General features: G+C 35.4%; 11 protein-coding genes. 1 reads left to right on the top strand and 10 read right to left on the bottom strand.

Annotated features, from left to right (window positions below):
• Nucleotides 1-74: 74 nt before the first annotated feature.
• The 10 genes from G508_RS0108655 to G508_RS0108605 all read right to left on the bottom strand — a co-directional run bounded on the left by G508_RS0108655 (nucleotide 75) and on the right by G508_RS0108605 (nucleotide 10,673).
• Nucleotides 75-440 (bottom strand): response regulator transcription factor, encoded by a 366-nt coding sequence (locus G508_RS0108655; protein WP_026704950.1) that lies wholly within the window; start codon nucleotides 438-440, stop codon nucleotides 75-77.
• Nucleotides 441-3,143, bottom strand: a complete 2,703-nt coding sequence (locus tag G508_RS0108650; RefSeq protein ID WP_035694427.1) for an ATP-binding protein — start codon at nucleotides 3,141-3,143, stop codon at nucleotides 441-443.
• The gene (locus G508_RS19820; RefSeq protein WP_084625946.1) at nucleotides 3,136-3,330 is read right to left on the bottom strand and encodes a hypothetical protein; all 195 of its coding nucleotides are present in this window, start codon (nucleotides 3,328-3,330) and stop codon (nucleotides 3,136-3,138) included. Before G508_RS19820 ends, G508_RS0108650 begins: the two co-directional genes overlap by 8 nt.
• Nucleotides 3,331-3,394: 64 nt before the next feature.
• Nucleotides 3,395-3,619 (bottom strand): DUF6814 family protein, encoded by a 225-nt coding sequence (locus tag G508_RS0108640; RefSeq protein ID WP_026704948.1) that lies wholly within the window; start codon nucleotides 3,617-3,619, stop codon nucleotides 3,395-3,397.
• Between the two features lie 11 nt (nucleotides 3,620-3,630).
• Nucleotides 3,631-5,169 carry an MFS transporter gene (locus tag G508_RS0108635; protein ID WP_026704947.1) on the bottom strand — a complete coding sequence of 513 codons (1,539 nt, stop codon included), beginning with the start codon at nucleotides 5,167-5,169 and terminating at the stop codon, nucleotides 3,631-3,633.
• 17 nt (nucleotides 5,170-5,186) lie between these two features.
• The gene (locus tag G508_RS0108630; RefSeq protein WP_026704946.1) at nucleotides 5,187-6,563 is read right to left on the bottom strand and encodes a hypothetical protein; all 1,377 of its coding nucleotides are present in this window, start codon (nucleotides 6,561-6,563) and stop codon (nucleotides 5,187-5,189) included.
• A 102-nt stretch (nucleotides 6,564-6,665) separates the two neighbouring features.
• Entirely contained in the window at nucleotides 6,666-7,085 is a 420-nt protein-coding gene (locus G508_RS0108625) for a transposase-like zinc-binding domain-containing protein (protein WP_026704945.1), read from the bottom strand.
• Between the two features lie 194 nt (nucleotides 7,086-7,279).
• Nucleotides 7,280-8,743, bottom strand: a complete 1,464-nt coding sequence (locus G508_RS0108620; RefSeq protein WP_026704944.1) for a glycoside hydrolase family 130 protein — start codon at nucleotides 8,741-8,743, stop codon at nucleotides 7,280-7,282.
• A 199-nt stretch (nucleotides 8,744-8,942) separates the two neighbouring features.
• On the bottom strand, nucleotides 8,943-9,998 hold the full coding sequence (locus G508_RS0108610) for an inorganic phosphate transporter (protein ID WP_051197517.1): 1,056 nt from the start codon (nucleotides 9,996-9,998) through the stop codon (nucleotides 8,943-8,945).
• 30 nt (nucleotides 9,999-10,028) lie between these two features.
• The gene (locus G508_RS0108605) at nucleotides 10,029-10,673 is read right to left on the bottom strand and encodes a DUF47 domain-containing protein (RefSeq protein ID WP_026704942.1); all 645 of its coding nucleotides are present in this window, start codon (nucleotides 10,671-10,673) and stop codon (nucleotides 10,029-10,031) included.
• A 214-nt stretch (nucleotides 10,674-10,887) separates the two neighbouring features.
• Here G508_RS0108605 and G508_RS0108600 point away from each other — a divergent pair, with 214 nt between their 5' ends.
• A complete protein-coding gene (locus tag G508_RS0108600; RefSeq protein ID WP_026704941.1) occupies nucleotides 10,888-12,516 on the top strand; it encodes an acyl-CoA carboxylase subunit beta in 1,629 nt (542 codons plus the stop codon).
• Nucleotides 12,517-12,564: the final 48 nt, after the last annotated feature.

Below are 12,564 nucleotides of genomic sequence, written 5' to 3'. Positions count from 1 at the left end.
TTGATATTGTAAATATAAATAACATTAGGTTATTATTTCATATATTTATGCTAAATTAGTATATACGATATTCCTTAATTTTCTAGTAATTCATTGACTTGTTCTACCAATTTTTTTACAGAAAATGGCTTCGTAATATATAAGTTTGCTCCAAGAGCAAGCCCTTTTTCAATGTCTTTTTCCTTGTTTTTTGCTGTTAGAAAAATGACTTTAGTATCTTTTAAACGATCATCTTTCTTGATTTGTTCCAACGTATTGTATCCGTCAACATTTGGCATCATTATATCAAGTATGATAATATTGGGTTGGGAACTTTCTAGAATATCCAACGCTTCTTGTCCATCACGGGCAATATAAACCTCGAAATTATTTTTCTTAAAAGTATATTCCAATGACATCACAATATTTGGTTCGTCGTCTACAATTAATATCTTTTTCATTTAATGTTCCTCTTTAATATATTTTGGAATTGTAAATATAATTCGTGCTCCTGATTTCGGAATATTTTCAGCCCAAATTTTACCTCTATGATGTTCTATTATTTTTTTACAAATAGCTAAACCTAATCCACTTCCGACAGGTTTCCTGATGTTTTGGTTTGATGATTGATAAAACTTATCAAATATGGATTCGAAGTCGTTTACATCAATTCCTTTTCCGTTGTCTTCTACTCCAACCTCTATTATTTGATCCGTTTCTTTAATAAAGATAGTAATTATTCCGTCTTGTTCAGGGCAAAATTTTATTGCATTTGATAGCAAATTATTTAAGACTTGCGTAATTCTATCTTCGTCATAAAATGCTTTCACTATATTTTTTTCGGAAACAAGATCCACCTTGATGTTTTTATTTTCAATAAGCTGGTTGAGTTGTTTTAATGTTTCAGAAATGGTGTGATAGATATTATTCTTGGTCACATAAATTTTTTGCTTACCGGAATCAAATTTTTCGAGGTCTAGTATCTTTGAAATCAATCGGTTCAAACGGTCAGATTCAGTGATGATATTCTGAAGAAACTGCTTTTTCATTTCGTGTGGCACATCATCATCATCGTGCAGGATTTCGGTTGCAGCGCGAATTGCAGTAATCGGTGTTCTCAATTCGTGTGAAATGGTATCCAAAAATTCATCTTTTTGCTTGTCCTTACTGATTAAATCTTCATTAGCTTTTTTTAATTGGGCTGTGATCGTATTCAGTTCTCGTGAAGTTTCGGTCAGTTTTTTATTGATGATAATATTTTCCTTTGATTCTTCCAAGATCTTCAGCACTTCCGGAAGTGATACTTTTTCTTCCTTGACTACACTCGCAATTAAAATTTTGGCGGAAGCCGTACCAATATGACCTGTCAGTAAATTCTCGGCAAATTTTATCAATCGGGCATCGGCTAATTCTTGGGTTTTTTCAACATTATATTTTAAGCGGAAAAGATTAAGTGCTCTTTTTGTTCGGTCTTCGCCTAAAAATCGATTCAATACTTTTTGGATATCACTCGTGTAAGCTGTTCCTTTCCAGATGAAGGCGTTTTCGTGCATCGTAATATATTTGTCAATATCAACGAACATTTCGGCATAATTTCGTTCTCGATAATTTCCCTTGAAGCTTACAGAAACAGCTAAATAGGCCAATGTATTGAATAAAATACTCCAAAATAAAGCTTGTGGAACCGGATCGAGATAATCAATTCCGAACAATTGAAAAGGCTTTAAAAGCGCTATTCCAAAAGGGCCATTTGCTATAAAATTGCTATCAAAATTTGTAATTCCGATGGCATACGGAATCAATAAAGTATAAGTGCAAATTATGAATCCAATTATCATTCCAGTAACAGCCCCATTTCGGGAACCTCTTCGCCACAAAATTGCACCAAAAAAAGCTGGAGCTAGTTGTGCAATGATGACAAATGACACCATTCCTATTGAAAAGAGATTGTATTCTAAAACAAAGTATCTGTAAATAAAATATGATAGAATGATGAGTGAAAAAATACCGACTTTCCTAATGTTTACAATCTTTTTAGTATTGCTTTCTTGGACTTCACTCTGCAATCTTCCCAGAAAACCATATGGAATCAAGACATTGTTGCTTAGCATGGTAGAAAGTCCAATAGAGGAAACTACAATCATTGAAATAGCTGCCGAAAACCCGCCAAGGAAAACCATAACCGTAACAAGCTGATTATTAAAAAATTGAGGAATCAATAAGGAATACGTATCAGGATTTGCATTCTGACCATCAAATAAAATGTTTCCGCCCCAAGCGACAGGATACACAAAAATATTAAACAATAAAAGATACAACGGAAAAAGCCAAACAGCAGTCTTGATGTGGCTTTCACGGTTATTTTCAACTACCGACATTTGAAATTGTCTCGGCAAAAGAAATATGGCAAACAACGATAGTACACACAAAAAGAACCAATTTATAGCTTGTGGAAGTCCGCCAATTGTATTTTTTTCCTTGAAATTTTCGAGCAAACTTGCTTGTGCATAAATATCATCGAAGCCATCAAAGACAAAAAAAGTGACATAAATTCCTAGCAGGATAAAAAAGAATAATTTCAGGATGGATTCCATTGCAACAGCGGTTACGATTCCTTTTCTTTTTTCCGAAGCATCTACATAACGAGTGCCGTAATAGGAAGCAAATAAGGCTAATGCAATAGCTACATAAGTGGTTGTATCATTAAAGATATTGGAATTTGAGGAGGTTTTCGTTACTACGTGAAACGTTTCAGAGATTGCTTTTAGCTGTAAAGCGATGTAAGGCAGAATTCCAAAAATACAAATCAGAGTTACCAAAGCTCCTAAAAAACGGCTGTTTCCATATCGGAGGGAAATGAAATCGGCAATGCTGGAAATTTTATTTACTTTGGAAATTCGGATGATCTTTCTCAAAACAATAATCCAAGCTGGTATTATGATGATGGGACCGATATAAATGGGAAGGTAGTTCAGTCCTGAATTTGCGGCAACACCAATGCTTCCGTAATAGGTCCAGGCACTGCAATAAACCGCCAACGACAAGGTGTAAACATAAGGATTATTGGTCCATTTTGAATTGCCTCGCTTTTCGGCCCAGTGTGCAATTACAAAGAGCAAAGCCAAATAAATGGATAAGACGATTAATAAACCTATGCTACTCATAATATCTTTTTATAACCAGCAATGAAATTAATACGGAAAATATCCAAAGCGAGAAAAAATACACATACACCAATGGCATTCCTCCAACTGAAGTAGCACTGTCAAAAATGAGCAACAGTGGCATATTGAAGCAAAGTATCAATATTAGCGAAAGAATGATTAATTTTTGTTCGTGTCTTTTTTTCATTGGATTTATAAAAAGCCATAGCTCCCGAAAATTCAGGAGCTATAACTTCAACTAAAAACTATTATTATTTCTTATCGTCGTATTCACCCGTTATGGCAAAATATCCGAAGGTTCCAAGTCCTAAAACAATTAACGGTGTCAGGACAAAAAGAATGATTATTCCAAAAACCAAATCCTCCTGTTTGCCAGAAACGAATTTTGGGTATCCAAACTCAAAAATACAAAAATAAGCTGCGGCAAGGGCTAATGCCAACCATATTAATCCGAGAAATCTTTTTATTAAATTCATATTTTTATCTTTTAATCGTTTTCAATATTATTTTTTCTTTTCAAATACACCATTCCTATACAGAAACTTATGGCTGCAATTACAATCGGATACCACAACCCTTCTAGGTAGAATTCTGGATTTCCGCCTTCTTTTGCATTGGTTACAAAATAAGTTGAAATTGCCGGAAGAAGTCCACCGAAGATACCATTTCCGATGTGATATGGCAAGGACATCGACGTATATCTGATTTTTACTGGGAACATTTCTACCAAGAATGCTGCAATTGGTCCGTAAACCATCGTTACGAAAATTACCTGGATAAAAATCAACCAAATTAATGACCATCTATCAGATGAATTGATGGTAACGGTTGTTTTTGTATCCGCTTTAGCGACACCTTTTTCATCTAAAGCTGGATTGCCGTTTTCTAAATGTAGTGTCTTGACTTGTTGCCATTTTGTGCCATCAGTAAATTCTTTGGTTGTTGTATAGATGGAATCCAATTGTTGATGGCTGTTTTCTTTGGTAATCGCTACCAATTTTGCGTTTTGAACGATTTCCGTTTTCAGACTGATATCTGTAGTTTCATACATTGTCTTATAAATTGGTCGGTATAGTAAAATGGCCAGAAGCATCCCTCCCATCATGATTACTTTTCTTCCCATTTTATCACTCAACCATCCGAAAAACAAGAAAAATGGTGTTCCGAATAACAATGCCAAACCTAACAATCCATCTGCTTGAGAAGAATCTACAAACATTACCGTTTTAAGGAAACTCATTGCGTAGAATTGTCCTGTGTACCAAACAACACCTTGTCCCATTGCAGCTCCAAATAAAGCTAATAAAACGAATTTTAAGTTGTATTTGTTTCCGAAGCTTTCCTTTAATGGGTTTGTACTCGTTTTTCCTTCAGCTTTGGCTTTGGCAAAAACAGGAGATTCATCCATCTTTTTTCTGATGATATACGATACAAAAACCATTAGGATGGATACCCAAAACGGTACTCTCCAACCCCATTCGTCAAATTGCTCTGGAGTCAAAACGCTTCTTGTTAAAAGGATTACCATCAATGAAATAAATAATCCGAAAGTTGCAGTGGTCTGAATCCAAGATGTCCAATAACCGCGTTCGCCTTTAGGAGCGTGTTCGGCTACATAAGTTGCTGCTCCACCATATTCTCCACCAAGGGCCAAACCTTGTAATAACCTCAAGATCAATACTAAAAGCGGTGCCATGAAACCAATGGTTTCGTAGGCAGGAACACATCCAATAAGGAAAGTAGCACCTCCCATTAATAAAAGCGTTACCATAAAGGTGTATTTTCTTCCGATCAAATCGCCCAATCTTCCGAAGAATAAGGCTCCAAATGGTCGAACTACGAAACCTGCTGCAAAGGTTGCCAATGTAGATAAAAATGCTGCCGTTGGGTTATCGGCTGGAAAGAATTTGGTAGAAATTACTACGGCTAAACTTCCAAAAATGTAGAAATCATACCATTCGATCAGTGTTCCGAGTGAGGAAGCCGTGATGACTTTCCAAATGCCTTTTGTAGATGTTGTACTCATATAAAGTTGTTTTTAGTTTATAGATAAATTTGCAATTGAAGTGTAAATTCGCCTTTTGAGGTTTTTGTGTCGGGTGCTGTGTAAACAGGTCGCGTTGAATATTGTGTAGTAATTTTGGCGTGATGACCGTCTATGAAAAAATTCGCTCCAATATCAAACTGACTGCTCGATTGTTCCAAAGCATCAAAATCTTTATAGGTGAAAGCTCCATAAGGTTGGATTCTCACTTTTGGTTTTTCTTGAGAAGTTGGAAGCAAAACTCCCGCTTGGGTGTACCAGATATTTCCCGAACCGATTGTTGGTTGAAGGTTTCCGGCTCCAGCCAATGCAGTTGATCCAGTAAAATCAGGATTTGCAACTCCCACATTCATGATTCCTAAATTTCTCAAATAATTTGGGCCAAAATCATAATCGTAGAAAACACTGTAAGCCGTTATGGCCATTTTCTTTTCGGGTTTTCCGATTGGCATATCAACGAAAACATCGGCAGAAAGTAAAGTGATGTCATGTTTTTCAACATTTCCTGCAACTGAAGTTCTAGTTGCATCTGGGGCATTATAGAAACCAGCCCCAACGTTGAAAACTTTTTTTGTTCCAAGGTAGGAACCCACTTTATATGGAAGTACATTTGATTCTACATCTAAAAATTGGTACTCAAAATAACCTGCTTTCGACCATTTTGTGTTGCCACTATTGTCAACAGCAACAGCCAAATCTGAAGTTGGAACATCTGTTGGAGTCAAATTAGTAGCAAATGGTTTGTTGTAGCTCACACGGTATTCAAATTTCCCATATTTTCCTTTAGCGAATAATCCCCCTTGACGGGCAAATTGATCAGAATTTTCGATTAATGGCCAGTTAAAAATGGGTGCATCAATAGCCAAGTAGTTTAAGGTTGAAGACATCGTCATACGTGAAAGTCCCATATAATAATGCAAACCGCCTCCAACAGAAAGACTGAATTTTTTGTCGGGTTGCGGAAGTACTAAAGCATATTCGTTCCAAGCATCGTGGAAAAATAAACCTGGTTTTTTTCCTTGTCCATATCCTCCTGTTCCTGTAGTTCCAGCCGCACCTCCATTTGTAAATGTCTGATTATTGATTCCGAAATGCGTCACGATCATATAACGTGGCGAAAGTTGTGCATGAAGAAGAATTCTGAGTCGTCTGTTTCCGATGTCCGTGCTTGAAGAAGCTTCTTCACCATTAATCATCGTTCCGGGATTCATTTGGCTAGAGCGGAGCCAAACTTGGTTCCAAGCTAAAACCCTGAGGTATTTGGAACCATCTTCCTTTAGGTTGAATTTCATTCCAGAACCGTAATCAGGTGAACCTTGCGAGAAAGCTTTCGCTGTAAAGCAGACTAAGGCTGCTATCAGATAAATTCGTTTCATAATGCTTTTTGGTTAACGGGTTAATGTCTTTCGACAGTACCAAATTGCATAATTATATCGTTGTAGAAATATTTTAATATATATAATTGTAAAGTAGTATAGCTAATCTTTAAAACGTTCCCATTTTATAAGCATAAATTTATCGCCAAGTTCGGTAATAATCATTCCAGCACCTGATAATTGATCTTTGTTTTTAAGGTACTCTACCAGTTCTAAATGGTTGAAAATCTTGTAGGTTGGATGATAATCTGCTTGAGCAGGTTTCTTGATGTTGAATTCCTTTATCCAATTGCTAACCGTTACATGTGAAACCCCAATAATACGCTCGATTTCACGAAAACTCAAGCCTTCTAAATAAAGTTGAAGGGCTTTGGTAACATAGTAATTATCAATCTTTTTTCCGATTTTATTGACTGTAAAGAAGTAGTTGCATTTTTTGCACAAATACCTTTGCCTGTCTTTGATGATTCCACTTTTTACGATATGATTATCCTGACATTTTGGACATGCTAAAATCTCCATGTATATAAATTTTGCATAAATATACTATTTTAGCAAATATATAAAAAAGAAAAGTGCAAAAAATAGTTTCTATTTTTATGCAGTACTTAATTTTAGTGGTAATTTTTTATTGAAATGCTAAATATTGGTCTTAAATAAAAAACGGATAGAAATTAGATCGCTATCCGTTTTTTATATTTTTTATTGTATAAAAATTATCCGCCATTCATTAACCTATTTAATAAAAGTTCCAAATTTACACTTGCAAAACCCGAACTATGATCGGATAATCCATAAGGAATAATCAATTCCCCATTATGAACAATTGATCCACAAGAATAAACAACATTAGGAACATATCCTTCACGTTCGTCCGGATTTGGCATGATCAAAGGTTCTCTCAAACGACCAATTTCTTTTTCCGGATGTTCTAAATCTAATAATGAAGCACCAATGCAATACCTTCTCATTGGTCCGACGGCGTGTGTCATGACTAGCCAACCATGTTCGGTTTCAATTGGTGAACCGCAATTTCCAATTTGAACTAATTCCCATGGATATAATGGACTTTGAATTTTTATTGGATCGTCCCATACATTAATATTGTCTGAATACATGAGATAGTTATTCCATCCATCAATTCTGGACATCATGACAAATTTGCCATTAATTTTACGAGGAAATAGAGCCAGATTTTTATTCTTTGCTCCTTCTCCATTTAAAGGTGAAGTCTTGAAATCATAAAAATCGGTGGTTTGCAACAGTTTCGGCATGATATGAACACCATCATAAGCCGTATAAGTTGCATAATAAACCGTCTGACCGTTTTCTTTTGTGAACTTTACAAATCGAGCATCTTCAATTCCCTTGCTTTCAAAGTCGGATATCGGAAAAATAACTCGATCGCTAATATCCGTATCCCTTGAAAAACTTATTTTTCGATAACTATCCGATAAGGCTAAAATTTGATTGTATTGCCTGATGGTTTTTTCGTCCTTGGTTTGTTCTTTTGCTTCAAGTACTAATCGTTTTAGGCTTTCATAATCAAAGCGTTCTTCGAGTCGTTCATCTACATCTTTTAGAAAATCTGCATTGATATCAGCTTCTTCGCCTTTTTTCAAAAACAGACTCTTTTGATAAATCATCTGATGCATTTTTTCGGCTTCGTCTACATAGTTTCCGGCTGGAATAACAATAATATTCATGTTCTTGTCAATCATTGCCCGACGAAAAACTACTGACGATATATGTCCTTCTCCAACCGCCCTAAAACTAATTATAAGTCGGGATTGTCCTTCTTCGAGATGACTTTGATCTGGATCTAAAATAATGGATGGATTAAAAAAAGCCGCCGATTCTATGGAATATTCGTGTGTAAAATAGGCACCTATTAAATACTTTGTATAAATATTCATTTGGTCAAAATCAGCACCTTTTTTTTCTATGCAATGTCTTACTTTTTCGCAATGCTTGAGTAATTTCTTCGTAATATTCCGATGCCTTTTGGAGAAATCCTGAAGCAATGGCGAAACGATGGAAAAGACTTGTTCATTACTCATTTCTAAAATCTTTTCTATCAAAAATAAAGCTCTCTCTTCGCCGTTAAAAAAATACCTAGCAATTACACGTTTGGGGTCAGGATATACTTTTACCTCTTTTCTTTCGATGGATAATCTCATATATAGATGCTATTTAGGTTAAGGTTTACTACTCTAAAATGAGTTTGAAATTCTAAATTACAATTAAATTTTAACAAATCGGAATAGTCAATTGCTAAAACTTTCCTAATTGATGAGTTTGCTTGAAAGTATGAATAGTTATCAAAAAGAAAAGCATCCGCTATTGACGGATGCTTTTTGTATGAATAAATATTTTTTTTTAGAATAAGCTAATTAAAAAATAAATGATAGCAGCAATAATGGCTGATACTGGAATCGTTAAAATCCAAGCCCAAAGCAGGTTGATGGTCACTCCCCAGCGAACGGCCGAAACACGTTTTGTTACTCCAACTCCAATGATACTTCCGGTAATGGTATGAGTTGTTGAAACTGGAATTCCAAAATGTTCCGAAAGATAGAGCGTCATCGCTCCAGCAGTTTCAGCACTTACACCTTCAAGTGAAGTTACTTTGGTGATTTTTGTACCCATTGTTTTTACAATTTTCCACCCACCACTCATGGTTCCCAAACCAATAACCGTGAAACTCACAAAAGGAACCCAGGCATAATCGTTTACGAAATATTTGAAAGAATCAGGAGCATTGATGTAATTTGGATCCATATCAATTTTTAAGTGATAATAGATTACAGCAGCTCCAATAATACCCATAACTTTCTGAGCATCGTTAGCTCCGTGTCCTAAACTGAACAAGGCAGAAGATACTAATTGTAATCTTTTGAACCATTTATCAGCTTTACTAGGATTTGCCTTTCGGCAGATGTTCATGATGAGAATTGTCAAGAAATAGGCAATTGTCATACCTATTAATGGTGCCAAAAAGATAAAAGCAACTGTTGGAATTACTTTTACATAATTTACAACATCTACACCATTAACAGCCAAAGCTCCAGCATGTGCCAAAGCCGCTCCCATAAAACCTCCTAATAGTGTATGTGAAGAGGAAGATGGAATTCCAAGTTTCCATGTAGCTAAATTCCAAATAATTGCAGCTATAAGACCTGCAAAAATTACTTCAAGGTTAATGAAATCTTCGTTTACTGATTTTGCAATTGTATTACCAATTTTAAATTCTCCAATCCAATATTTCGATATGAAATAGGCCATGAAGTTAAAGAAAGCTGCCCAAACTACTGCTTGAAATGGGGTCAATACTTTTGTAGCAACAATTGTAGCGATTGAGTTTGCAGCATCGTGAAAACCATTAATGTAATCAAAAATCAGGGCAAGTACTATAATGATGATAAGTAGCGTCATAAAAATAATTTCAGGATGAAATTGAGGATATTAAGAATGCTTTACAGCGATAGATTCTAAAACATTTGCAGCACTTTTACATTTATCAGCAGCAGTTTCCAATACAGAAAGTACTTCTTTATATTTGATAATTGTTTTAGCATCAGTTTCGTTTTCAAAAATATCAGCTACAGCTTTATCATAAACCGTATCCGATTTATTTTCTAGCTTGTTGATTCTTGCACAAGCATCAGTAATGTTCTTGATTTTCTTGAAGTTACGCAATTCCTTTACAGCCACATCTATATTTTGACATGCTTCAAGGTTAATTTCAGTTAATTTTCGGATAGATTTTGTGATCTTATCAACGTGGTACAATTTCATTCTACTTGCAGCACCGTGAATGTTTCCAGCGATGTTGTCAATTGCAGTACTTAGAGAATAAATGTCTTCTCTGTCAAACGGAGTAATGAAATTACTGCTCAACTCTAGGTTAGTTTGTCTTGCGATATCCTCTCCTATTTGTTCTAATTCTTCAATTTTTAGAAAAAGTTCATTTCTTTCTTCGATTGGTAAATTCACAACTTCGTGCAAAGCTGTTGCCATCAAAATTAAATTACTTGTAGCCTGTTCAAATAAAGGAAAGAATTTTTTATCTTTCGGAACAAAATACTGGAAAATACTGTTTATAGACATAATTTTTGTTTTACGGTGCAAATGTATTCCTCTAATGTTAAGTTAACATTAACTTAATATCAATTACTGGTTATGCAATAAAAAAAATTAACATTTATATCTCCTATATTCAATACTTTTTTATTTCAAACGTTTTCGTATTTTAGCATCCCTAAAAAATGCCTAAAAATATAGGAATTTATAAACAATAAATAAAAAATCACACCTTATCAATATGGACATTAACTTCAATAAAAACGAAGATCATAACAGGCTCTTACTATCTGATTTAAAACAAAGGTTTGCGAAAGTAAAATTAGGAGGAGGCGAAAAGAGAATCGAAAAATTGCATGCCGAAGGTAAAATGACAGCTCGCGAACGAATCGATTATTTGCTTGACAAAAATAGTAATAGTATTGAAATTGGGGCTTTTGTTGGAGAAGGTATGTATGCTGAACATGGAGGTTGCCCATCTGGTGGGGTTGTAATCAAGATTGGTTATATTAAAGGAAAACAATGTGTCGTAGTTGCAAATGACGCTACCGTAAAAGCGGGTGCTTGGTTTCCAATTACAGGAAAAAAGAATCTTCGTGCTCAAGAGATTGCAATGGAAAATCGGTTGCCTATTATTTATTTGGTAGATAGTGCAGGAGTTTATTTGCCTTTGCAAGATGAAATTTTTCCTGATAAAGAGCATTTCGGTAGAATTTTCCGCAATAATGCCATCATGAGTAGCATGGGAATCACCCAAATTGCTGCTGTTATGGGAAGTTGTGTTGCCGGTGGAGCCTACCTTCCTATTATGTCCGACGAAGCCTTGATTGTCGATAAAACCGGAAGTATTTTTCTTGCTGGAAGTTATTTGGTAAAAGCTGCAATAGGTGAAAATATTGACAATGAAACACTTGGAGGAGCAACGACACATTGCGAGATTTCTGGTGTAACCGATTATAAGGCTAAGGATGACAAAGATGCTTTGGATAAAATAAAAAACATCGTCGATAAAATTGGTGATTATAGTAAGGCTGGCTTTAGCCGAATTAAAGCTGAAAAACCAGCTTTGGATGAAAAAGAAATCTTCGGAATTTTGCCAAAAGCACGAAACGAACAGTATGACATGATGGAAATCATCAATCGATTGGTCGATAATTCAGAGTTTGAACCTTATAAGGATGGTTATGGTCAAACCATCATCACAGGTTATGCTCGAATCGACGGTTGGGCTGTTGGGATTGTTGCAAATCAACGAAAGGTGGTAAAATCTAAAAAAGGAGAAATGCAATTTGGTGGTGTAATCTATTCAGATTCTGCCGATAAGGCGACACGTTTTATTGCAAATTGTAATCAAAAGAAAATTCCACTCGTTTTTGTGCAAGATGTCACAGGCTTTATGGTAGGTTCAAAATCGGAACACGGTGGAATCATTAAAGATGGTGCCAAAATGGTAAATGCTGTTTCAAATTCAGTTGTACCAAAATTCACCGTGATCGTTGGAAATTCCTATGGAGCTGGAAATTATGCCATGTGTGGAAAAGCATACGATCCAAGATTAATTTTTGCATGGCCAAGTGCGGAATTGGCTGTTATGGGTGGTACTCAAGCTGCTAAAGTTTTGGCACAAATTGAAGCTTCTTCCCTAAAAGGAAAAGGCGAAATTGTTGATGAAGCAAAAGAAAAAGAACTATTTGACAAGATAAAAGCTAAATATGATGCACAAGTTTCTCCTTATTATGCAGCTTCCCGACTTTGGACAGATGCCATAATTGATCCTCTGGAAACCAGAACTTGGATTTCGATGGGAATTGAAGCTGCCAATCATGCTCCAATTGAAAAGCAATTTAATTTGGGTGTGATTCAGGTTTAAATTGCAAAATAAAAACACGGAAAATGGTTTTCTATTTACAAATGTATC

Source organism: Flavobacterium soli DSM 19725 (assembly GCF_000422705.1).
Taxonomy (GTDB): Bacteria; Bacteroidota; Bacteroidia; order Flavobacteriales; family Flavobacteriaceae; genus Flavobacterium; species Flavobacterium soli.
This window is presented reverse-complemented; position numbering and strand designations above follow the sequence as displayed.